Raw genomic sequence first — 22,475 nt, 5'->3', positions numbered from 1 at the left:
GAGCGAATGACCATGACACCTCGGCGACACTTCGTAAAGTTTGAATCATGAGCCAGCCGGCCCGGGCGACGACGATCGCCGAAACCGACACCTCGACGCGCCAGCGCATTCTGGCGGCCACCGCCGAGGTGCTCGGCCGCAACGGCAAGACCAAGCTCAGCCTGTCCGACGTCGCCACCCAGGCCGGCGTCTCCCGCCCGACGCTGTACCGCTGGTTCGCGTCGAAAGAGGAGCTGCTGTCGGCGTTTTCGAGCTACGAGCGCCAGATCTTCGAAAGCGGTCTGGTGAAGGCCACCGCGGGCCTGAAGGGCGTGGACAAGCTGGACGCGGTGCTGCGGTTCATCGTCGAGTACCAGCATTCGTACTCCGGGGTGCGCATGGTCGACGTCGAGCCCGAGCACACCATCGCCCAGTTCTCCTGGGTCATCCCGCAGATGCGCGAGGGCCTGCAGCGCCACCTGCCCGGGCCCAACGCGGCGGTGAAGGCGGCGACGGTCATCCGGATTGCGATATCGCACTACATCGTGCGAAGCGATGACGCCGAGCAGTTTTTGGCGCAGCTGCGCCACGCGGTCGGTATCAAGGCCAGCTAGTCGAACAACACCGCGGCGTTGAGATAACCCGTCGGGTCTAGCGCGGCCTTGACCGTGCGCATCGCGGCGATGTCGGCGGGCCCGCGGGACATGGCGAGGTAGGGCCGTTTGCGGCTGCCGACGCCGTGTTCGGAGCTGACGTTGCCGCCGGATCGCGCGATGAGGTCCATCATCGGCTCGTACAGCACCCGCTCCCGGTCGGCCGGGCAGCGCAACACGTTCAGGTGCAGGTTGCCCTCGCCGATGTGACCGAACAGCACCGGCAGCGCGTCGGGGGCATGCGTGTGCACCAATTCTACTGCGTGCCTTTCGAATTCGCTGATCGCCGACAGCGGCAGCGAGACGTCGAACTTCAGCGGCGGCCCGTACACGCCGAGCACCTCGGCCAGCGATTCGCGCACCTGCCACAACCGTTGCTGGGCAGCAAGATCCACGCCGACCGCGGGATCGGCGCGCATCGGCACGTCGTCGAGCAGCTCGGCCAGTCGCTCGGTCTGGTCGTGATCGGCGGCCAGTTCCACCAGCAGCAGCCACTCGCCGGCGACCGGGGCGCCGACGCCGCGGTGCTCGGCGGTCAGCGCGGCGGCCCGGCCGTCGATCAATTCCAGGGCCGCGATGCCGTCCACGTCGCGGAAGGTGCGCCCGGCGGCCACCAGCGCCTCGAGGTCGGCGAACCCGCAGATCGCCGTCACCCGGTGCGTCGGGGTGGCGTGCAGCCGCAGGTCCAGCTCGGTGATCACGCCCAGGGTGCCCTCGGCGCCGACGAACAGCGCCGGCAGGTCGTAGCCCGTGTTGTCCCGGCGCACCCGGCTGTGCCGCCGCAGCAGCGTGCCGTCGGGCAGCGCCACCTGCACGCCGACCACCTGCTCGCCCATGTTGCCGTAGCGGACCGTGCGCAGGCCGCCGGCGTTCGTCGACGCCATCCCGCCGACGGTCGCGGTGTCCCGGGCCGCCAAGTCCACGCCGAACACCAAACCTGCCGCGGCCGCGGCCCGCTGCACCGCCGCCAGGGTGGCTCCGGCGCCGGCCTCGATGCGGCGCTCCACCGTGTCGACGTCACCGACGGCGTGCAGCCGCTCGGTGGACAACAACACGTCGTCGTGCTCGGGAACGGTGCCGGCCACCAGCGAGGTCCGACCGCCCTGCACCGTCACGTGCGCCCCGGCGTCCCGGCACACCCGCAGCACCGCCGCGACCTGCTCGGCCGAGCCCGGCCGCACCAGGGCGCTCGCCGTGCCCCGGTACCGGCCGGTGTGGTCGACGCTGCGCGCCGCCAGCACGTCGGGGTCGGTGACGACGTGGCTCGATCCGACCAGGCTCGCCAGATTGCGCAGCATGACCGCGGTTATAGCACCGCGGGCGCGCGTCGCTCACACCGGCCGCGAGTTGCGCGGCTTCAGCCCGACGGGGGCGGCACCGCGCGGAAACACCCTTCGAAATGGCCGTTCTCGATCCCCACGGTCTGCATGAACGAGTGGGCGACGACGGGACCGACATGCCGAAATCCAGCCTCTCGCAACGCGCGGGCGAGCTGATCGGACTCCGGGCTGGTCATCCGGCCGTCGGCCCAGCTCCGCAACCGATGGTGGTGGCGGGGTTGGTGTTTCCAGGCCAGCTGCGCCAGTGGGTGTTCGGACAGCAGGCGGGCGTTGTGCAGCGTCGCCTCGATCTTTCCGCGATTGCGAATGATGGTGGTATCGACCATCATTCGCTCGACTTCGTCGTCGGTCATCGCGGCCACCGCGGCGGGGTCGAACCCGTGAAACGCGGCACGCAGGTTGTCCCGCTTGTCGAACACGATTCCCCAGGACAGGCCGTTCTCGAAATAGGTCAGCACCAGCACCTCGAACAGCTCGGCCTCGTCGCGCGTCGGCCTGCCCCACTCGTCGTCGTGGTAGGCGATCAGGTCGCGGCCCGTCTCGCTGGCCCAGCGACACCGGACGATGCCGTCGGCACCGGACACCACGGTCGGCGGGTGTGACGGCACATCCACGCCGGCCATGGCCTTCACCGCGCTTATCCCTTCGACCGGCCCCGTTACGGTTTATCTTGCGCTGCCGCGAAATATCGATGACCGGGCATATACATCATTGCCCGCCTCTGCGCGACAACTGGTCACGCTCGGGAGTGACCGGCACCTCAGCCGGTTGTCGCTCGGAGGCGGGCAAAAGCAACATTCCCTCCGCGAAGGAAAAGCACCCCGCGGCGCCCTAGAACTCCTTGTGATTCACGTCGGTGACCAGACCGCCGTCCATCACGTACTCGCTGCCGGTGGAGTAGGACGACTCGTCGCTGGCCAGGAAGAGCACGAACGTCGCGACCTCCCGGACCTCGCCCGGACGCCCGAGCGGGATGGTCACCATGTCCTCGGGCAGGTGGGCGGTCATCGGAGTGCGGATGAAGCCGGGGTGCACCGAGTTCACCCGGATGTTGTGCGGCGCCAGCTCCAGCGCCGCCGACTTCGCCAGGCCGCGCACACCCCACTTGGACGCGACGTAGGGGTGCACCATCGGCGCGCCGCGCAGGCCCTCGATGGACGACACGTTGATGATCGAGCCGCCCCCGGCGGCGATCATCGGCTCGACCGAGGCCCGCATGCCCAGGAACGTCCCGGTCAGGTTGACGTCAATCACCTTCTGCCACTTGGCCAGATCGAAACTCTTCAGCGGGCCGAGCGCGACGGTGCCGGCGTTGTTGACCAGCACGTTGAGCTTGCCGAATTCGCCGACCGCGGTGGCGACGGCGGCGTCCCACTGGTCGGGCTGGGTGACGTCGAGGTGCACGTAGCGCGCGGAGTCGCCGATCTCGTCGGCCAGCGCCTTGCCCTGGTCGTCCAGGATGTCGCCGATTACGACCTTGGCGCCCTCCTCGACCAGCAGCCGCGCGTCTTCGGCTCCCATGCCGCCTGCGCCACCACTGATCAGCGCTACCTTGCCGTCTACCCGACCCACGTGGGTCTCCTTTCGATTTAGGTGGTCACCAAAGTGCTTGGTGCGTAAAGGCCTTTGCCCGTTACCAGCGGCAAGTCAAGTGTGGTCCGGATGCCCGGCGGCGCCGCGATCACGGCGGGGATGGCGTTGACGACGCGGCCCGCGGCGCCCGCGATCGCCGCGTGGTTGTGGTCGCCCTTGCGGCTGCTCGGGATGATGTCGACCGCATACGACGGCTCGCCGGTGATCTCGACGCGGTACGACCCGTCGCCGGAGGCGGGCTGGGGCAGGTCCGGGCGCAGGTCCGGCCGCAACCGGGTGACATGCTCGATGACGATGGCGGGATGACCCTTGACCATGCCGCGGATCTCGAACTGCAGCACGGCCACGGTGCCCTTGGCGACGTGGCCGATCGCGATGTCGAAGTCCTCGGGCGCGGGCTCGCGCTGGTAGGACTCGGTGATCTCGTCGACCTCGATGCCGAGGCCGGCCGCCAGCTGGCGGATCGCGGTGCCCCAGGCGATGCTGAGGATGCCCGGCTGCAGCAGCATCGGGATTTCATCCATGGGCTTGGCGAACCCCATGTAGTCCATGACCTCGGTCCCGTTGTACGACGCGTAGTCGTGAATCTCCATGCAGCGCACCTGCTCGATGCGCTGACAGGTGCCGGCGAGCGCGAACGGGATCAGGTCGTTGGCGAACCCCGGGTCGACACCGCTGATGAAGATGCTCGAATTGCCTTGCTTGGCAGCGTCTTCCACGCGGGCGATGTACTTGTCCGGCATGACGCCCCACGGGTACTGCAGCAGGCCCGGCGATGAGCCGACGACGTTGATGCCGGCGGCCAGGATGCGCATGACATCGGCCATCGCCTCTGGCAGCCGGGTGTCGCCCATCGCGCAGTAGACGACGCAGTCCGGCTTGGCGGCGATGATCGCGTCCAGGTCGTCGACGGCCGTGACGCCGGTGACGACACCCGTGTCCAGGCCGACGCCGCACAACTCACCGGCGTCCGTGCCCACCTTTTCCGGCGTCGAGACGCACACCCCGGTCAGCTCGAACTGGGGGTTGGTGATGAGTTCGGCGAGGGCCAGCCCTCCGACATTCCCGGTACCGACGTGCGCGACGCGGATCGCCATGACAGTCTCCGTCCCTGAAACCCTGGACAACTTTTCTAGACAGTAGTCCATAAATTTTGGGCAGCATACCTACCCGACGGGACGCGGCCCGCGGGGGCAGAATCAATCGCTGATGACACCACGCGAAGACCTCCAATTCGCCTCCGGCGACGACCTGATCAGCGCCTGGCTGTACCGCCCGCCGGGCGACGGGCCCGCACCACTGCTGGTGATGGCCCACGGCCTGGGCGCGGTGCGCGGCATGCGCCTGGACGCGTACGCGGAGCGTTTCAGCGCGGCCGGCTACGCCTGCCTGGTGTTCGACTACCGCAACTTCGGCGACAGCGAGGGTCGGCCGCGTCAGGTGCTCGACGTCGGCATGCAGCTCGCCGACTGGGCCGCGGCCGTCGCCTACGCCCGCACCATCCCGGGGATCGACCCCGACCGGATCGCCTTGTGGGGCACCTCTTTTGCCGGCGGCCACGTGATCGCCACCGCGGCCCGGCTGCCGGGCATCGCGGCGGCCGTCGCCCAATGTCCCTTCACCGACGGCCTCGCGTCGGCGCGCACCATCACCAACCCGTTGATCGCCGCACGCATCACCGCGCGGGCGGTGCGCGACCTGCTCGCGCGCCGACGGGGCCGGCCGCCGGTGATGGTCGCGACAGCCGGCAAGCCCTCCGAGGTCGCGTTGATGAACACGCCCGACGCGTACGCGGGCTACCTGCGGCTGGTGCCCGACGGGCTCGAATTCCGCAACGAGGTCGCGGCCCGAATCGCGTTGCAGGTCTTCAGCTATCGCCCCGGCCGCTCCACACCGGAGATCACCTGCCCGATCCTGTTCTGCGTCTGCGAGGCCGACTCAGTGGCCCCCGCGGGGGCGACGCTGCGGCACGCTGCCAAAGCGCCCCGGGGTGAGGTCAGGCTGTATCCCGAGGGACATTTCGCGATCTACGTCGACGACGCCTTCGACCGGGTCGTCGCCGACCAGCTCGCGTTCCTCGACAAGCACCTGCGCGCTTAAGGTCCCAGCGGGGACGTCGTGCGGATGGCTTCGTCGCGGATCAGCCCGCGCAGCAGCGCGGTGCTGAACTCGGCGGCGATCTCCTTCGCCGAACGCCGGCCGCTGGGCCGCAGCCAGCGGTAGCTGCCCAGCGTCATGCCGATGTAGCCCAGCGCCAGCACGTGCGAGTCGCACGGGTAGAACTCGCCGTTGGCGATCCCGCGGTCGATCAGGCCGTGCACGTGGTGGTAGACCTGGGCTTCCTTCTCGCGAACCTCGGCCACCTGCTCGCTGGTGAACCATTCGGTGATGTAGGGCGCCTCCTGGAAGTACACCGCGGCCCTCTCGGGATCGCTCGCGATGCCGGTGAGCAGGCGGATTGTGTATTGGTAGAGCGCCTCGCGCGCCGTCCAGGACGGGTCGTCGTGCACGGCGGCCAGGGTGCCCTCGGCGGCCTGGCGGTAGATGTCGTACAGGATCAGCGACTTGCTGGCGTAGTAGTGATAGACGGTCGCCTTGTTCAGGCCGATCACGTCGGCCACGTCGTCCATCCGGGTGCCGTGATAGCCGCGCGCCGCAAACAGCTTGGTGGCGACCGCCAGCAGCTCTTCGCGCCGGGTCAGCCCATTCGGGGTGATGCTGTCGGTGGGCATCTGTTCTCACTATCGTCGGTACGGCCAGGCCAGGGCCGGTTCGGCCAGAATAGCTATCAATCAACTGGTTGGACAGTTTATGCAAAACGCCGGGTGTCACGTGCAGCCGTGTGCGACTAGACTCCTCATCGAACGAGATGAGTCGAGAGGTGGGGCCGATGGATCCGAGTCCGGATTACGACGGAAGCGACGAGATCGAGTTCTTCATGCGGTACCTGACCTGGGGATTGCGCGGGGTCACCGACGGAAACGGGTACCCGCCGCCGGCGTACCCGCCCGTCTAAACGCCCAGCGCAGAGGCGCTTTCGCCGCTACAGCGCCTTGAGTTCCTCGGCGACCTCGGTCACCGATTTCTTTGCGTCGCCGAACAGCATGCTGGTGGCCTCGCCGTAGAACAGCGGGTTGTCGATGCCGGCGAAGCCGGAGTTCATCGACCGCTTGAGCACGATCACCGACTTGGCCTTGTCGACGTTGAGGATCGGCATGCCGTAGATCGGGCTGGACGCGTCGTTGCGGGCCGCCGGGTTGGTGACGTCGTTGGCGCCGATGACGATCGCGACGTCGGTGCGTCCGAATTCGTCGTTGATGTCGTCCATGTCCTTCATGGCGTCGTAGTCGACCTCGGCCTCGGCCAGCAACACGTTCATGTGCCCGGGCATCCGGCCCGCCACCGGGTGGATCGCGTACTTCACCGTCACACCCTTGTTCTCCAGCAGGGCCGCCATGTCCTTCACGGCGTGCTGGGCCTGCGCCACGGCCAGGCCGTAGCCGGGCACCACGATCACCTGGTTGGCATAGGCCATCTGGATCGCGGCGTCGGCGGCCGAGGTGGCCTTGACGGTCTTGTCGCCGGCGTCGCCGCCGCTGGGTGCGACCCCGCCACCGCCGAAGCCGCCGGCGACGATGGCCGGGATCGAGCGGTTCATCGCCTTGGCCATCAGGTTGGTCAGGATCGAACCGGACGCACCGACGATCATGCCGGCCACGATCATCGCGGTGTTGTTCAGCGCCAGCCCCGCGGCCGCGGCCGAGAGCCCGGTCATCGCGTTGAGCAGCGAGATGACCACGGGCATGTCGGCGCCGCCGATGGGCAGCACCACCATCAGGCCCAACACACCCGCGGCGGCGAGCAGCCCGATCATCCACCACAGCGGCGCCCCACCGCTGCCGGGATGGGCGTGCAGACCGATCACCACCGCGGCGGCCACGGCGCCGGCCAGCAGCAGCAGGTTGATCGGCTGCTGGGCCCGCCCGAAGCCGATCGGCGATCCGGAGATGATCTCCTGCAGCTTGCCGAACGCGATGATGGATCCCCAGAACGAGATCGAGCCGATGATCGCGGCGAACAACGACGCCACCACGATGTGCACGGTCGGTGACTCACCGTGCTGGAAGGCCGAAAAGCCGCTTGTCTCAATGAATTCCGAGAGCGCGATCAGCGCGACCGTGCCACCGCCGACGCCGTTGAAGAAGGCCACCAGCTGCGGCATCGCGGTCATCTTGGTGTAGCGGGCCGGCGGGACGCCGAGCACCACGCCCACCACCAGGCCGGCGATGATCAGCACCCACTGGTCGGTGTGGCGGATCTTGATCAGGGTCGCCGCCACCGCCAGGGCCATACCCACCGCGGCGATCAGGTTGCCCCGCACCGCCGTCTTGGGCCCGGTCAGGCCCATCAGGCCGTAGATGAACAGGGCGAACGAAATGATGTAGAGGCCGATTACCAAGTAATTCATTTGGCCGCCGGCTCCCCACTCTTCGCGGGCACGGGTTTCTTCTTGCCCTTGAACATCCCCAGCATCCGGTCGGTGACGATGAACCCACCGATGACGTTCAGGGTTCCGAACACCACCGCGACGAACAGGATGATCTGCACCGCCAGCGAGGGGTGCTCGACCGAGCCGAACACCACCAGCGCGCCCAGCACCACGATGCCGTGGATGGCGTTGGTGCCCGACATCAGCGGCGTGTGCAGCGTGTTGGGCACTTTGGAAATGACGGCGAACCCGACGAATCCGGAGAGCACCAGGATCGCCAGGTTGGCCAATAGCTCGTCGTACATCTAGGAGTCCTTCCGATCCCGCGTCACACACGAGTCCGCGATCACTTCGTCGTCGAAGTCCGGCGCCAGCTTGCCGTCGGTTAGCAGCAGGTCCAGCAGCGCGGTGATGTTCTTGCTGTAGAGCTCGCTGGCGTGCTCGGGCATGGTGGCCGGCAGGTTCAGCGGCGAGGCGATGGTGACGTCGTGGCGGACGACCGTCTGCCCGGGCTCGGTGAGCTCGCAGTTGCCGCCGGTCTCGCCGGCCAGATCCACCACCACGCTGCCGGGCTTCATCGCTTCCACCGCGGCCGCGGTGACCAGACGCGGCGCCGGGCGTCCCGGGACCAGCGCCGTGGTGATCACGACGTCGAATCCGCTGATCGCCTTTTCCAGCGCCTTCTGCTGCTGGGCGCGCTCCTCGTCGGTGAGCTCTCGGGCGTAGCCGCCCTCGCCGGCGGCTGTGATTGTTTCTGAGATGCCTAGCTCAAGCCACTGCGCGCCCACCGAGCGCACCTGGTCGGCCACCTCGGGGCGGACGTCGTACCCGGTGGTGCGCGCGCCCAGCCGCTTGGCCGTCGCCAGCGCCTGCAGCCCGGCCACGCCGACGCCGAGCACCAGCACGGTCGCCGGCTTCACGGTGCCCGCCGCCGTCGTCAGCATCGGGAAAAACCGGGTGGACTCCGAGGCCGCCAGCAGCACGGCCTTATAGCCGGACACGTTGCCCTGCGACGACAGCGCATCCATCGCCTGGGCTCGCGAGATCCGCGGGATGGCCTCGAGCGCGAACGCCTGCACGCCGGCCTGCTTGAGGGCGCCGATCGAATTCTCGGCGTTGCGCGGCGCGAGGAAACCGATCAGCGTCTGCCCACTGCGCAGCTTGGCGACCTCGGCCTGGGTCGGCGGCGCGACCTTGACCACGACGTCGGCGGCCCACGCGTCCCCGATGCTGGCCCCGGCCTCGGTGTAGAGCGCGTCGGGCAGCAGGGCCCGTTCGCCCGCACCGGACTCGACCACCACCGCCACGCCGCTGCTCACCAGCGACGCGACCGCCTTCGGCACCAGCGCGACCCGCCGCTCGTCGGCCCCGGATTCGGCGACCACTCCTACCGTCGTCTGCGCATTTGTCATGGCGCGTACATCTACTTTCCGTACTTTCCCGTACTGTCCCTGCCGATGGGCGTGGCGCCGGCTCGGCCGCGCGCTTCGCTACCTTAACCAGGTTTCACCATGGACGCGCGAACGGCTCCGGGCCACCGGGGCGGGATACCCCCGCCCCGGGCGATCGACGCTCCGGCCGATGGTTCGCCGCCACCGGGCGATGCAGTAGCGCCCACGCCGTTGTGACGTCACAAGACGACGTTGTGCGCTGGGCTTGATTGCGCGCCTCCTCCGCACCCGGCTACGCCGGCCGCATCGTCGCCACGCGGGCTTGATTGCGCGCCTCCTCCGCACCCGGCTACGCCGGCCGCATCGTCGCCACGCGGCTACCAGAGCGGGATCTCCTGGCCATGTTCGGACTCGGGGCGGGGCCCGAAGTAGCGCCGCTGCGATTCGTCGATGGGCACGTCGTTGATGCTGGCCTCGCGGCGCGCCATCAGTCCCGACTCGGTGAACTCCCACAGCTCGTTGCCGTAGCTGCGGTACCACTGGCCGGACCGGTCATGGCACTCGTATTGGAACCGCACCGCGATGCGGTTGCCGTTGAAACTCCACAGGCTCTTGCGCAGCGAATAATCCAGCTCGCGCTCCCACTTGCGAGTCAGGAACGCGACGATCTCGTTGCGGCCGATGATGCGCTCATCCCGATTGCGCCAGTGCGAATCGACTGTGTAGGCCAGGCTGACGCGTTCAGGATCGCAGCTGTTCCATGCGTCCTCGGCCGCCTGCACCTTCTGCAGCGCGGATTCGTGGGTGAACGGAGGCAACGGGGGGCGGGATTCACTCATGCCGTCCATCGTGCCGCCCGCTCCTGCGCGTTTTCACCGCGGCGTAAGCATCGCGCTGACGACCGGAAACGCGGCGACTCGACACGTGTCCTATCGTGACGGGCATGGACTTCGCGATGTCGGCCAAAGCCATCGACTACCACAAGCGACTGTCCGACTTCATGACGGAATACGTCTTTCCGGCCGAGGCCGAATACGACAAATACCGCGAGGAAGCCGGCCCCAACGATCACACGGTTCCCCCCGTCATCGAGGAACTCAAAACCAAGGCCAAGGCGCGCGGCCTGTGGAACCTGTTCCTGCCGGCCGAGTCGGGGTTGACCAACCTCGAATATGCCCCGCTGGCCGAGCTGACCGGCTGGAGCCTGGAGCTCGCCCCCGAGGCGGTCAACTGCGCGGCCCCGGACACCGGGAACATGGAGACCCTGCACCTGTTCGCCACCGAGGAACAGCGCAAGCAGTGGTTGGAGCCGTTGCTGGCCGGCGAGATCCGCAGCGCCTTCTCGATGACCGAGCCGGCGGTCGCGAGCAGCGACGCCCGCAACATCCAGACGGCCATCGTGCGCGACGGCGCCGACTACGTCATCAACGGGCGCAAGTGGTGGACGTCGGGCGCGGCCGACCCACGCTGCAAGATCCTGATCGTGATGGGGCGCACCAACCCCGAGGCCGCGAGTCACCAGCAACAGTCGATGGTGCTGGTGCCGATGGACACCCCTGGCGTGAGCGTGCTGCGCTCCACGTCGGTGTTCGGCTGGCAGGACCAGCACGGGCACTGCGAGATCGTCTACGACAACGTCCGGGTACCGGCCACCAATTTGCTCGGGGAGGAGGGCGGCGGTTTCGCCATCGCCCAGGCCCGGCTCGGACCGGGCCGCATCCACCACTGCATGCGTGCGCTCGGCGGGGCCGAACGCGCCCTGGCGCTGATGGTGCACCGCGCGAACAACCGGATCGCCTTCGGCCGGCCGCTGGCTGACCAGGGTCTGGTGCAGCAGGCAATTGCCAAGTCCCGCAACGAAATCGACCAGGCTCGGCTGCTCTGCGAGAAGGCGGCGTGGACGATCGACCAGCACGGCAACAAGGCCGCGCACCTGCTCGTCTCGCAGATCAAGGCGGTGGCGCCGCAGGTGGCCTGCGACGTCATCGACCGCGCGATCCAGGTGCACGGTGCCGCCGGCGTCAGCGACGACACGGTGCTTGCCCGCCTCTACGGCTGGCACCGCGCCATGCGGATCTTCGACGGGCCCGACGAGGTGCACATGCGGACCATCGCGCGCACCGAGATCGGCCGCGAACAGTCGACCTTCGCCGCGGCGGTCACACCGAATGACTGAGGCGCTGCGAGAACTGTCCGGCGCGTGGAACTTTCGCGACGTCGCCGACGGCGCGCCTGCCCTTCGGCCCGGGCGGTTGTTCCGGTCCGGTGAGCTGAGCCGCCTCGACGACCAGGGCCGCACCACACTGCGCGAATTGGGCATCACCGACGTCGCCGACCTGCGCGCGAACCAGGAAGTCACCAAACGCGGTCCGGGTCTGGTTCCGGACGGCATCGAGATCCACCGGCTTCCCCTACCCGACCTCGGCGACGATCAGCCCAGCGACGACGACGCGCCGCACGAGACCGCGTTTCGGCGGTTGTTCGAGGGCGACGCCACTCAATCCGACGAAGAGGTCAACGAGGCCGCCATCCGGCACATGATCGACGAGTACCGGCAGTTCCCCACCCGCAACGGCGCGCAACGCGCTGTGCGGCAGGTCTTTTCGATGCTGGCCGCCGGACGTTCAGTGCTCACGCACTGCTTCGCGGGAAAGGACCGCACGGGTTTCGTGATCGCCACCGTGCTGGAAGTGCTCGACGTGGATCGCGACACCATCGTCGCCGACTACCTGCGCAGCAACGCCGCGGTACCGCAACTGCGCGACCACATCTACGAGATGATCCAGAAACGGTCTGACGTCGAATTGACCCCGGAGGTCGTCACGTTCACCAAGGCCCGGCTGGCCGACGGTGTCCTCGGCGTGCGTCCCGAATACCTGGACGCCGCACGCCAGACCATCCACCAGGAATTCGGTTCGCTGGACGCCTATCTGCGCGACGCGGGTGTCAGCGAGGCGGACGTGGAACGTCTGCGCGGCGAGCTGCTCGCCTGACTCGCTGACCACCCGGTCGCGACTGGCTTACCCCAGCTTGAAATCGGCCTGCTTCGCCGCGGACAGGTCGGTGATCTCGCCCCACTGCGAGGCGATGTCCTCCACCGTCGGCGGCTTGTCGTAGTTGACGCCCTTGTTCTGGAACAGCGCCACCCGCTGCACCTTGCCGCCACCGACCACGAAAACCGAAGCGCTGTTGGGGTTTTCCTCGGTGCACAGGTAGGCCACCACCGGGGCGACGTACTCGGGCGTCAGCTTCTCCAGCACTTCCTTGGGAAGGATGTCCTCGGTCATGCGGGTCGCCGCGATCGGGGCGACCGCGTTGGCGTGGATGTTGTACTTCGCCCCCTCCAGCGCCAGGCTGTTGATCAGGCCCACCAGGCCGAGTTTGGCCGCGCCGTAGTTGGTTTGGCCGAAGTTGCCGAACAGCCCGCTGGTGGAGGTGGCGACGACCACGCGGCCGTAGCTCTGCTCGCGGAAGTGCGGCCACGCGGCGCGGATGACGTTGTAGCCACCGTAGAGGTGCACCTTGAGCACGGCGTCCCAGTTCTCGAAGGACATCTTGTGGAATGTGCCGTCACGCAGGATGCCGGCGTTGCTGACCACGCCGTGCACGGCGCCGAACTCGTCGAGCGCGGTCTTGATGATGTTCTCGGCGCCCTCGGACTCGGCGACGCTGTCGTAGTTGGCAACCGCCCGCCCGCCGGCGTCCTTGATCTCCTTGACCACCTCGTCGGCCATGTTGTGGCCGGCGCCGGTCCCGTCACGCGAACCGCCGAGGTCGTTGACCACGACGCTGGCGCCCTCCTTGGCGAGGGTCAGGGCGTAGTCACGGCCCAGTCCTCCACCGGCTCCGGTGACGATGATGACGCGATCCTGCACTCCGGGCATAAGTTTCCTCTCTATTCCGAAAAACTCGTTCTAGCAATCGATTTGAAGCAATGTGTCAGAACATCCGGCGAGCCATCTTGAAGGCTCGCTCGGTGTACGGAGGGTAGATGAAGCTCGACAGGTCCGGCCGGGTGGGTTTGGTCAACACCGATTTGCGGTGACTGAACTCTTCGAAACCCCACTTGCCGTGGTAGGCGCCCATTCCCGATGCGCCGACACCACCGAACGGCAGCTTGGCCGTCGACACCTGGAAGGCGACGTGGTTGACCAGCATGCCGCCGGCCGGCACCTCCTTGATCACCCGCTCGCGGGTCTCGCGCCGCTTGGTGAACAGGTAGGCCGACAGCGGCTTGGGCCTCGAGTTCACGAAACGTATTGCCTCGTCCAGGTTTTGGACTGTGATCACCGGCAGCACCGGGCCGAAGATCTCGTTTTGCATCAGCGGGCCGTTCGGGTCGGGATCCACCACGACGGCGGGCTGGATGCGCAGGCTCGACGCGTCGCAGGCCCCGCCGACGGTGACCTTGCCATCGCCTCCGGACAGGTAACCACTGATCCGGTCGAACTGGCGCTGATTGACCACCCGCATGCCGTCCGGCTTGTCGGAGGTGAATTTCGTGATGGCGGCACTGATCTTGTCGACCAGTTCATCGCGAATCGTGGCGTCCGCGAGGACGTAATCGGGTGCGACGCAGGTCTGTCCGGCGTTGAGCAGCTTCATCCAGGCGATCCGCTTGGCGGCCACCTCCACGTCGGCGTCCGCCGCGACGATGACCGGGCTCTTGCCGCCGAGCTCCAGGGTGCACGGGGTCAGGTGCGGCGCCGCGCCCTCGTAGACCTTGCGGCCGATCTCGGTGCCGCCGGTGAACAGCACGCGGTCCAGGCCCTGAGCGATGAGTTCCTGGCTCGTCGCGCCGTCGCCCTCGACCACCGCGATGGCGTCGTTGTCGAGGTACTTGGGCACCAGCTCGGCCATCACGTGCGCGGACGCCGCAGCGATCTCCGAAGGCTTGAGAATGACGGCGTTTCCGGCGGCGATCGCTCCGACCGCGGGGCCCAGCGTCAGGTAGTACGGGTAGTTCCAGGCGCCGATGATCAACACGGTGCCGTAGGGCTCGTACTCCACCCAGCCGCGGCCGGGCAGCTGCGGCAGCTCGAGCAGTTGATACTTGCGGCGCGTCCACCGGCGCACCCGCTTCGCCGCGTATTTCGCTTCACCGGCCGTGGTGGCGATGTCGGCGATGTAGGCCTCGAACGGGCTGCGGTCCAAGTCTTCGGCGAGTGCCGCGGCGAGCGCGGCCTCGTTCTCCTCCATCAGCTTCACCAGTTGCAGCAGCTGGCGCTTGCGCCATTCGATGTCGCGGGTGCGTCCGGTGGCGAAGGTCTGGCGCAGCCGGGCAACCGTGGCGGGGATGTCGGTCGGTGCGGTCCCGTTCGTGGAGTTCGATGTCTTCGATGCAACCGATTCGGTGGTCATCATTGTCCTTCCCGAGCAGGGTCCCGCCGCATGGCGGCCGCTCGTCGGTGATAACCGCGATACTAACCATCCGGTTGGGAGAGCAATAGGAAGGATCCGGCCAACGCCGATCTCGCCGGGTCGGATCGTCCCGGACCTCGGCCCGCACCCGCGATGACCGCCGCGGTTACTTGACGCAGGGGACGTTCGCGGCGGTCATCTGGCTGAGGTCGGTCGGTGCCGGGGCGCGGTCGCCGGCGCCGGTGGCGGCCACGGCACTCACCTGCCCGGACCCGGACGGATCGGTCGTCGTACCGGGGTGGGCCAGGTAGTCCCCTGCGGGGAACTGCGTTCCGACGGTCAGTCGCACCGTGCCGGCGGCCACGGCGCTGTTCGCCGTCGCCGGCAGGTGCAGTTCATCGGCCAGGACCTGCGCGGCCCGGTCGGCGCCGGGGCCGTACTCGATGACGCTGTCGTCGGCCGGGGTCGCCGCGGTCGTGGCGCTGCCGCGGGTGAAGCCGCGGCCGGCGAAGGCCTCCTCGATGGCGCCCGCGAGCCCGTCCCGTGAGGTGGCGTTGACGACGTCGAGAATCGCGGGTTCGGCGAGCGCCGGCGGTGGCTGGGTGGACGGTGATGCGGCCTCCAGCGCCACCGGTGTGTCCGACATGAAGCGCTCGTTGACGATGCGTCGGATGGTGGGCAGGTCGACCTGGTTGATGTCGGACCCATTGGCGTCTTTGCCGAAGCCGGCGATCGGCAGGGTGTAGAGCGACAGCGGCCGCTCGCTCAGTTGCGAGGCGCGCGAAGCGAATTCCATGATGTCCAGCCCGTCGTCGACGGCGACGTTGTCGCGGGCGACCTGCAGCAGCTTGCGCAGCCCGCTCACGCTGGACAGCGCACCGCCGCTGCGAGCCGCCTTGACCAACGACACCAGAAACGCCTGCTGTCGCCGGGTTCGGTCGAAATCTGTAAACGAGCCGTCGTTTTCGTCACGCCGCTGCCGCACGAAGGCCATCGCGTCCGCGGCGTCGATGCGCTGGACCCCTTGGTGGAAGTCCGCACCCGAATAGCTGTCCCGCGTGTCGGCGTTGAGGCACACCGTGATCGGCTCGACGGCCTTGGCGATTTGAAAGAACGCGCCGAGGGTGACCTCGACGAAGTGGTCGACCGAGATGCCGAGAAAGTCGTTGACGGCATTGATTTCGGCTTTGCGGCCGGCCTCGCGCGCGGTCTGCTCGCGAGCCGTCAGGTTGTTGGCGCCCGCCCCGCCCGAATTCCCGGCCGCCTGCGAATTCAGCGACTGCTGGTAGGCCAGCCCGTATGCCTGCTTGATCTTGCCGGCGCAGACCGATCCCGGGCAGCCCGGCAACTCCGCGTAGTCGTCACGCGGAATCGATATCGCGGTGATCGGCCCGTCGCCGTCCGAAATATGCACAACAATAAGGACATTGGCGTTGTAGCCGCCCGAACTCTCGTCGCCGGCGTGCAACGCCTCGTAGACGTCTTGGGGCAGCGGCTTACCGTTCTGGTCCAGCCGGCTGTCCAGACCCATCAGCAGAATGTTCTGGTTGCCGTCCAGCGTCGTCGCCGCGTTCGGCAACGCGTGCGAAATGATGATCTTGCCCAGCGCGGTGTGATAACCCGTCCAACCCATCCCGGTGATCGCCATGACGGCGGCCGAAGCGACGGCGGCCACGAACCGGCCCTTTCGCAGCGCCCATCGGTGCGATTGATCGGATCCGCCACTGGCCATAATGAATGACCATTGTCCCCGACGACCAGGCGAATTCCCGGTAACCGGGACCGCGAGCCAACGGTTGGCGCGCGACGGGTCCACGCGGTCAGGCGCGTCGCAGCCGTGGCTTTACCGCCGCTCGGCGACCACGAAGTCGGAGAAGGCGTCCCGGTCCTCATCCACCTCGGAACTCTGCACCCCGCGGCCCAGGCGGTGCATCTCGTCGATCGAGTTCTGCGCCGTAGCGCGCCAGCCGTTTTCGTTGAGCCAGTCGGCGAGGTTCGCGCGGTGCTCGTCGCGGTACATCAACTCGCCGACGTCGACGGTCTCCTCCAGCCCGAGCTGCTCGGCCACCTTCTTGAACCGTTCCCGCATCTGCTGACGCCGCTCCTCGGCGTGCATCGGTGCGGTTTCGGCGGAGACGCGGCTGCCCGCCGGGCTCAGCTCGCCGATCTGGGTGAACAGTTTGTCCTGTGCCTCGGCGGGCAGGTACATCAGCAGACCCTCGGCCAGCCAGGCGGTCGGCTGGGCCGGGTCGAATCCGGCGGCGCGCAGCGCGGCGGGCCAGTCTTCCCGAAGGTCGATCGCCACCTCGCGACGATCGGCGGACGGCTTGGCGCCGCTTTCGGCCAGCGTGGTCGTCTTGTAGTCCAGCACCTGAGGCTGGTCGATCTCGTAAACCGTGGTGCCGGCCGGCCAGTCGAGGCGGTACGCCCGCGAGTCCAGTCCCGACGCGAGGATCACCACCTGCCGGATCCCGCTGGCGACGGCGTCGGCGAAGTACGAGTCGAAGAAGTGGGTCCGCACCGCCTGATAGCCGCGCATGTGCTGCATGCGGGCGGCGGACTCTTCATCGATGGCTTCGATCTTGGCCACGACGTCCGGGTCGAGCATGGCCTCCCACAGGACTTCGGCACCGGCGTTGTTGACGAGCAGCCGGGCATAGGGGTCGCGGATCAGCGCGTCGGGCTGTTCGGTCTCGATCGCCCGGGCTGCGGCCACCATGACCGCGGTGGTGCCGACGCTGCTCTTGATGTCCCAGGTGTCGTCGTGGGTACGCAGTGAACTCATGGCGGTGCTCCTTGGATGAATGCTCGGTCAGGCGGTGGGCTTACCGAGACGCGCCCGCAGCAGCGTGCTGCGGACCGCCTCGTCGGTCAGGTCGTCGGGCACCGGACGGCCCAGCCGGGCCATCTCGTCACGGTTGCTCACGCTGTGCACGTGCCAGCCGTGGTCGGCCAGCCATGCGGCGGCGTCCGAACGGTCCGGCTCGTGGTAGGTCAGCGCCTGGACGTTGACGTCCAGTCCGAGCCGGTCGCGCATCCGCAGCCAGCGCTGCGAGTTGCTCCGGGAATTCATGCCGAACATCTCGATGGCGATCTGGCTGTCCGGCGCGCTCAGCGCGGTGACCATCTCGAAGAGCCGGTCCTGAGCGTCGCTGGGCAGGTACGGGAGCAGCCCTTCGGCCAGCCAGGCGGTCGGTTGGGTGCGGTCGAATCCGGCGGCGGTCAGCGCCGCGGGCCAATCGTCACGCAGGTCCACCGCGACGGGGTGCCGGATGGCGGACGGCACGGCGCCGTGCTGCTGCAGGATGCCGGACTTGTACTCCAGCACCTGGGGCTGGTCGATCTCGTAGACCGTGGTGCCGGCCGACCAGTCCAACCGGTACGCCCTGGAGTCGAGCCCGGCGGCCAGGATGACGACTTGCCGGATGCCCGCGCCGACGGCGTTCGCGAAGTACTCGTCGAAGAAGTGGGTGCGCACGGCCTGGTAGTCGATTCCGCATCGGTGGGAGCGCTGTCCGTGCTCGTCACCGTCGAGCCAGCCCAGCTCGGGGTCGGCCAGCCGCGCCCACGCGGGGCCGGCCGACGAGACCAGCAGGCGGGCGAAGTCGTCGCGGATCAACGGCTCGGGTCCGGCGGTTTCCGCGGCGCGCGACGCGGCGACGCCCAGCGCGGTGGCGCCGACGAGTTCAGTGATGGTCCAGCTGTCGCCGGCAGACCGTACGGAAGGCGGCAACGAGGCATCCAGATCAGTCATATCCCGACCATGATACCGGGATAAGTTAGTTAGCCTATACGCTTTGTGCGCAACTTCACTGCGCGCCGACGGGCGCTAAGCCTCCGGCTTCCGGAGCGCGCCTTCCAGGAGCTGGCGCATTACCCCGACGAGTGCCAGCAGGTTTTCGGGACTCGATACATAGCCCGCATACAAGCCCACCCCGCAGACGAGAACGAGCAGCGCCTCGGCCAGCACCGTCGCGTCGACGTCGGTGACTATTTCGCCACGCTCGATCGCCTGGTTGATGAGACGCAGCAGGAATTCCCGACTGATGCGTATGGAATCGTTATCGGTTCCCGTCAAATCCGGATGTCGCTGCGATTCGAGCACACCGCTGATGAGAAACGCGGATCCGGCCGGGTTCTTGGAATTGGCTCTGGTCGCTTCGGAGATGAATGCCGTCAACTGCGCCACCAGCGTGGTCTCGCGTTCGGCTTGTTTGATGCCGGCCCCGATCACGAATTCGTTGGTGTCATCCAGCACTTCCCGATAAAGCGCCCGCTTGCTCGAAAAATAATGGTTGATCGCCGGCCGGGTCAGGTCCGCGCGCGCTGCAATGGCCTGGAACGTCGCGCCGTCGTAGCCACGTTCACTGAAGACCAAACGAGCAGCTTGGATGATCCGCTGCCGGGTCTCGTCAGCCTTCGCGGCAGGCGGCCGTCCGGGCCTGCGGTTCCCCCGTGGAAGCATTGCTAGAGTGTGCCACCCCCGTGGTGCGGCATTAGCGCATTTGGCGGAATGCTGCCAAATTTTCCGGCTTGGTAGTCCTCGAGCGCCTCGATCAATTCCGCACGGGTGTTCATCACGAAAGGCCCGTAGTGGAATACCGGCTCGCGAATCGGGCGACCGCCCAGAAGCAGCAAATCAATGGCGCCGTGGACTGCTGTCTGGCCGGAATCCTGGACTTGCCGGGCTCCCATGGTGATCCGATCGCCGGGGCCCAGGACCGCCAGCTGGCCCTGGTGGATCGGATGAGCGACCGGGCCGACGTACCCGCTGCCGGACAACACATAGACCAGCGCGTTGAAGTCACGCTGCCATGGGATGTTGAGCTGGGCCCCGTTCTCGATTGTCGCGTGCGCCAGAGTTATCGGGGTGTGCGTGACGCCCGGGCCCCGGTGTCCGTCAATGTCGCCGGCGATGATGCGGATCAGCGCTCCGCCGTCCTCGGATGCGAGCAACACGGTGTCGCCGCCTTCGATGGACTGATACCGCGGGGGTGCGAACTTGTCTTTCTTGGGCAGGTTCACCCAGAGCTGGACGCCGTGGAAGAGCCCGCCGCTGTCGACCAGCTCGGCCGGCGGTGTCTCGATGTGCAGGATGCCGGAGCCGGCCGTCATCCACTGTGTCGCGCCGTCGGCGATCAGGCCGCCACCACCGTGCGAATCCTGGTGCGCGAACTTCCCGTCGAGCATGTAGGTGACGGTCTCGAAGCCGCGGTGCGGGTGCCAGTCGGTACCCCGGGGCTCCCCTGGCTGGTACTCGACCTCGCCCATCTGGTCCATGTGCACGAAGGGGTCCAGCGCGACCGTACCGACTCCCGCGAAAGCGCGCACCACCGGGAAACCCTCGCCTTCGTATCCACGCGGGCCGGTGGTGATCGATCGGACGGGCCGCTCGGTATCGGCGGGGCCGGGGCCGCTGACTCGTGGCAACGTCAGCGTGTTGGCCGTAACTGCAGGCATCTGGCCTCCTCATATAGTGGATGTCCGATATAACCGGACCGTGGTCCACTTATTCCCGACAGGAGCGGGCAGGCGGCCGATGGTTCGATAAGGCAATATTTGCTGACGTAAATAGTCGTCCCGGGCGCGGGTACGGGGAACGTACGGTGCGACTCCACATGGTTCGACACCGCGAAGAGAAGACCGCCGGGGAGGGTGACGGGGATGGAGCAGGACAAATCGGCCGATGATCCGGCCCGCACACGGAGAACGGTGTCCGGTTCGCTAGGACAGGTCGCAAGCTGGCTGCGGGCGAACCAACTGGGGTTGTTCTGCGTTGCGATCGTGGTGGGAGTCGGCGCCGGGCTCGGCGCCGTGGCTTTCCGCTACCTGGTCTTCGGCTTCACCTGGCTGGCGACAGGGCACGACGAGTTCGGCCAACAGGGTTGGGTGGCCAGCGATCACCTACCTTGGTTGGGGGTCGGGTTTTACGCCGTCATCCCCGTCATCGGCGGGTTGCTCTACGGGCCGCTGATCAGCAGGTTCGCGCGAGAGGCGCGAGGCCATGGCGTGCCGGAAGTCATGATCGCGGTCGCGGAGAACGGTGGCCGCATCCGGCCCCAGGTTACGGTGGTGAAGGCGCTGGCCTCGGCGCTGTGCATCGGCTCCGGTGGCTCGGTCGGTCGGGAAGGACCGATTGTGCAAATCGGCGCCGCACTGGCGTCAAGTTTCGGTCAATGGGTGCGGATGCCGGAGAACCGGCTGAGGGTGCTGGTCGCCTGCGGCGCCGCCGGCGGCATCTCAGCGACATTCAACGCTCCGATCACCGGCGTGTTCTTCGCCGTCGAACTGATCCTGCGCGAACTCTCCGTCGAAGCGATCTTCACCATCATGCTTTCGGCGATGGTTGCCGACGTGATCGCTCGCGTGTTCTTCGGCTCCGCCCCCTTCCTCACCCAGCTCCCGGAAGGCATTGAACTCGATCACATCGCCAACTATTTGTTGGTCGCCCTTCTCGCGGCGATCGGCGGGCTGCTCGGGATCGTCTTCAAGAACGTTCTGTACAAGACCGAGGACGTGTGCGACCGGCTGTGGGGACGCCGAGCGGGCTGGGCGCGGCCGGCGGTCGGGGGGATCGTGCTTGGCCTACTGCTGCTCGCCGTGCCCCAGCTGTACGGAGTCGGCTATCCGGTCATGTATGCCGCTTTCGCCGGCCACTACGCCCTGTGGTTTCTGGTGGTCCTTGCCGCCGGCAAGATGCTGGCGTGCGGCTTGACCATCGGGATCGGCGGCTCCGGCGGCGTGTTTGCTCCGTCATTGTTCGTCGGGGCTACATCGGGCATGGCCTTCGGGCTCATCGTGCAGCACCTCATCGGCACGGCGGTGGGGCACCCCGCGCTGTACGCCATTGTGGGCATGGGCGCGGTGTTCGCTTCCGCGGCGCGGGCCCCGCTCACGGCGCTGGCCAGCACCGTCGAAATGACCGGCGACTTCACCCTCACCTTGCCAGTCATGCTGGCCGTCGCCGTCGGAACCACGGTGTCACGCGGGCTTTCCTACGGCACCATCTACACCACCAAGCTGCTGCGCCGGGGCATCGATATCGACCGCGCCACCCCCACGCACGCCTTCGCGGGCCTGACGGTCGCCCAGGCCATGCACCCGTTTACCGCACCACTCGAGCTGACAGACCCGGCGGCTGACGACCCCCGCGACTGGACCACATTGCTCGGGCCCGTGACGCGGATCCGGCAACCCCAAGCCCTGTTTGCCAACGACAGCCTTGCCCAAGCCCTGCGGCAGCTCGTCCTATACGGCCGCGATGGCCTGCCGGTGATCGACACCGACGCGCGGCGCGTTCAAGGGTGGCTGACCAACCAGAACGTGCTGCGCGCGGTCGGCGCCTATGTCACGGATCTCGAACCGGGCATCACCGCCGACCGTCAGGGCGACCAGTGGGCCGATTCGGCAGCCGAGACCGAACACGATCCGCGAAGTCAACTCGACGGGTACTGCATCGTCGAGCACACCCTGGCGCCCGATTCGGGCGCGGTCGGGCGCAAGCTGCACGACCTCGAATGGCCTCCCGGGCACCTCCCGGTATCGGTGGTGCACAAACGACGGCTCGTCGATGCCCAACCTGCCCTGCGACTCGCGGCAGGCGACCGGGTCAACGTTCTGGTGCCGAAGAATGGTTCACGCAGTCCCGACGTGGAGCTCCGCCCGTAGG

Annotated in this window: 22 protein-coding genes; 6 read left to right on the top strand and 16 right to left on the bottom strand. The window is 67.6% G+C overall.

What is annotated here, in order from left to right; genetic code table 11:
- Window positions 1-47 precede the first annotated feature (47 nt).
- Window positions 48-593 (top strand): TetR/AcrR family transcriptional regulator, encoded by a 546-nt coding sequence (locus A5708_RS14930; protein ID WP_065029363.1) that lies wholly within the window; start codon window positions 48-50, stop codon window positions 591-593.
- Here the strand turns inward: A5708_RS14930 and A5708_RS14925 are convergent.
- The 4 genes from A5708_RS14925 to A5708_RS14910 form a co-directional block, all read right to left on the bottom strand.
- Entirely contained in the window at window positions 590-1,930 is a 1,341-nt protein-coding gene (locus tag A5708_RS14925; protein ID WP_065029362.1) for an FAD-binding oxidoreductase, read from the bottom strand. The genes A5708_RS14930 and A5708_RS14925 overlap by 4 nt on opposite strands.
- A 59-nt stretch (window positions 1,931-1,989) precedes the next feature.
- Entirely contained in the window at window positions 1,990-2,595 is a 606-nt protein-coding gene (locus A5708_RS14920; protein ID WP_065029401.1) for a DNA-3-methyladenine glycosylase I, read from the bottom strand.
- A 208-nt stretch (window positions 2,596-2,803) separates the two neighbouring features.
- On the bottom strand, window positions 2,804-3,544 hold the full coding sequence (locus A5708_RS14915; protein ID WP_007769272.1) for a glucose 1-dehydrogenase: 741 nt from the start codon (window positions 3,542-3,544) through the stop codon (window positions 2,804-2,806).
- 17 nt (window positions 3,545-3,561) lie between these two features.
- The gene (locus tag A5708_RS14910) at window positions 3,562-4,662 is read right to left on the bottom strand and encodes a diacylglycerol kinase (protein ID WP_065029361.1); all 1,101 of its coding nucleotides are present in this window, start codon (window positions 4,660-4,662) and stop codon (window positions 3,562-3,564) included.
- A gap of 112 nt (window positions 4,663-4,774) precedes the next feature.
- Here A5708_RS14910 and A5708_RS14905 point away from each other — a divergent pair, with 112 nt between their 5' ends.
- A complete protein-coding gene (locus tag A5708_RS14905) occupies window positions 4,775-5,665 on the top strand; it encodes an alpha/beta hydrolase (protein WP_065029360.1) in 891 nt (296 codons plus the stop codon).
- Here the strand turns inward: A5708_RS14905 and A5708_RS14900 are convergent.
- A complete protein-coding gene (locus A5708_RS14900) occupies window positions 5,662-6,297 on the bottom strand; it encodes a TetR/AcrR family transcriptional regulator (protein ID WP_065029359.1) in 636 nt (211 codons plus the stop codon). The genes A5708_RS14905 and A5708_RS14900 overlap by 4 nt on opposite strands.
- 158 nt (window positions 6,298-6,455) lie before the next feature.
- Here A5708_RS14900 and A5708_RS26855 point away from each other — a divergent pair, with 158 nt between their 5' ends.
- The gene (locus tag A5708_RS26855) at window positions 6,456-6,581 is read left to right on the top strand and encodes a hypothetical protein (protein ID WP_003874194.1); all 126 of its coding nucleotides are present in this window, start codon (window positions 6,456-6,458) and stop codon (window positions 6,579-6,581) included.
- A gap of 27 nt (window positions 6,582-6,608) precedes the next feature.
- Here the strand turns inward: A5708_RS26855 and A5708_RS14895 are convergent, their stop codons facing one another.
- The 4 genes from A5708_RS14895 to A5708_RS14880 form a co-directional block, all read right to left on the bottom strand.
- Window positions 6,609-8,033 (bottom strand): NAD(P)(+) transhydrogenase (Re/Si-specific) subunit beta, encoded by a 1,425-nt coding sequence (locus tag A5708_RS14895; RefSeq protein ID WP_065029358.1) that lies wholly within the window; start codon window positions 8,031-8,033, stop codon window positions 6,609-6,611.
- Window positions 8,030-8,359, bottom strand: coding sequence for an NAD(P) transhydrogenase subunit alpha (locus A5708_RS14890; RefSeq protein WP_065029357.1), 330 nt, complete (start codon window positions 8,357-8,359; stop codon window positions 8,030-8,032). Before A5708_RS14890 ends, A5708_RS14895 begins: the two co-directional genes overlap by 4 nt.
- Complete coding sequence (locus tag A5708_RS14885) at window positions 8,360-9,466, bottom strand: Re/Si-specific NAD(P)(+) transhydrogenase subunit alpha (protein WP_065029356.1); 1,107 nt, start codon at window positions 9,464-9,466, stop codon at window positions 8,360-8,362.
- A 356-nt stretch (window positions 9,467-9,822) separates the two neighbouring features.
- Window positions 9,823-10,284 carry a DUF1348 family protein gene (locus tag A5708_RS14880; RefSeq protein WP_065029400.1) on the bottom strand — a complete coding sequence of 154 codons (462 nt, stop codon included), beginning with the start codon at window positions 10,282-10,284 and terminating at the stop codon, window positions 9,823-9,825.
- Between the two features lie 116 nt (window positions 10,285-10,400).
- On the opposite strand from A5708_RS14880, the gene A5708_RS14875 reads away from it, so the two are divergent.
- Both A5708_RS14875 and A5708_RS14870 read left to right on the top strand, forming a co-directional pair.
- Window positions 10,401-11,621 (top strand): acyl-CoA dehydrogenase family protein, encoded by a 1,221-nt coding sequence (locus A5708_RS14875; RefSeq protein WP_065029399.1) that lies wholly within the window; start codon window positions 10,401-10,403, stop codon window positions 11,619-11,621.
- Window positions 11,614-12,438, top strand: coding sequence for a tyrosine-protein phosphatase (locus A5708_RS14870; RefSeq protein WP_065029355.1), 825 nt, complete (start codon window positions 11,614-11,616; stop codon window positions 12,436-12,438). The genes A5708_RS14875 and A5708_RS14870 overlap by 8 nt, the downstream gene beginning before the upstream one ends.
- A gap of 27 nt (window positions 12,439-12,465) precedes the next feature.
- Here A5708_RS14870 and A5708_RS14865 read toward each other — a convergent pair whose 3' ends face one another.
- The 7 genes from A5708_RS14865 to A5708_RS14835 all read right to left on the bottom strand — a co-directional run bounded on the left by A5708_RS14865 (window position 12,466) and on the right by A5708_RS14835 (window position 20,266).
- Window positions 12,466-13,329: an SDR family oxidoreductase gene (locus A5708_RS14865; protein ID WP_065029354.1), complete on the bottom strand. Its 864-nt coding sequence runs from the start codon at window positions 13,327-13,329 to the stop codon at window positions 12,466-12,468.
- A gap of 55 nt (window positions 13,330-13,384) precedes the next feature.
- Window positions 13,385-14,809, bottom strand: coding sequence for an aldehyde dehydrogenase family protein (locus tag A5708_RS14860; RefSeq protein ID WP_065029353.1), 1,425 nt, complete (start codon window positions 14,807-14,809; stop codon window positions 13,385-13,387).
- 163 nt (window positions 14,810-14,972) lie between these two features.
- Window positions 14,973-16,538: an LCP family protein gene (locus tag A5708_RS14855; protein WP_065029352.1), complete on the bottom strand. Its 1,566-nt coding sequence runs from the start codon at window positions 16,536-16,538 to the stop codon at window positions 14,973-14,975.
- Window positions 16,539-16,649: 111 nt separating this feature from the next.
- Window positions 16,650-17,591 (bottom strand): class I SAM-dependent methyltransferase, encoded by a 942-nt coding sequence (locus A5708_RS14850; RefSeq protein ID WP_065029351.1) that lies wholly within the window; start codon window positions 17,589-17,591, stop codon window positions 16,650-16,652.
- A 27-nt stretch (window positions 17,592-17,618) separates the two neighbouring features.
- Window positions 17,619-18,560, bottom strand: a complete 942-nt coding sequence (locus tag A5708_RS14845) for a class I SAM-dependent methyltransferase (RefSeq protein ID WP_065029350.1) — start codon at window positions 18,558-18,560, stop codon at window positions 17,619-17,621.
- 75 nt (window positions 18,561-18,635) lie between these two features.
- Window positions 18,636-19,271 carry a TetR/AcrR family transcriptional regulator gene (locus tag A5708_RS14840; protein ID WP_065029349.1) on the bottom strand — a complete coding sequence of 212 codons (636 nt, stop codon included), beginning with the start codon at window positions 19,269-19,271 and terminating at the stop codon, window positions 18,636-18,638.
- A gap of 2 nt (window positions 19,272-19,273) precedes the next feature.
- Window positions 19,274-20,266 carry a pirin family protein gene (locus A5708_RS14835; protein ID WP_065029348.1) on the bottom strand — a complete coding sequence of 331 codons (993 nt, stop codon included), beginning with the start codon at window positions 20,264-20,266 and terminating at the stop codon, window positions 19,274-19,276.
- A gap of 252 nt (window positions 20,267-20,518) precedes the next feature.
- Between A5708_RS14835 and A5708_RS14830 the strand changes: the two genes are divergently transcribed.
- On the top strand, window positions 20,519-22,474 hold the full coding sequence (locus A5708_RS14830) for a chloride channel protein (protein WP_231117916.1): 1,956 nt from the start codon (window positions 20,519-20,521) through the stop codon (window positions 22,472-22,474).
- Window position 22,475 lies beyond the last annotated feature (1 nt).

It is taken from the genome of Mycobacterium colombiense, from assembly GCF_001672755.1.
Taxonomy (GTDB): domain Bacteria; phylum Actinomycetota; class Actinomycetes; order Mycobacteriales; family Mycobacteriaceae; genus Mycobacterium; species Mycobacterium colombiense_C.
The sequence above is the reverse complement of the archived record's forward strand: the minus strand, read 5'-3'. Positions and strand labels throughout refer to the sequence as shown.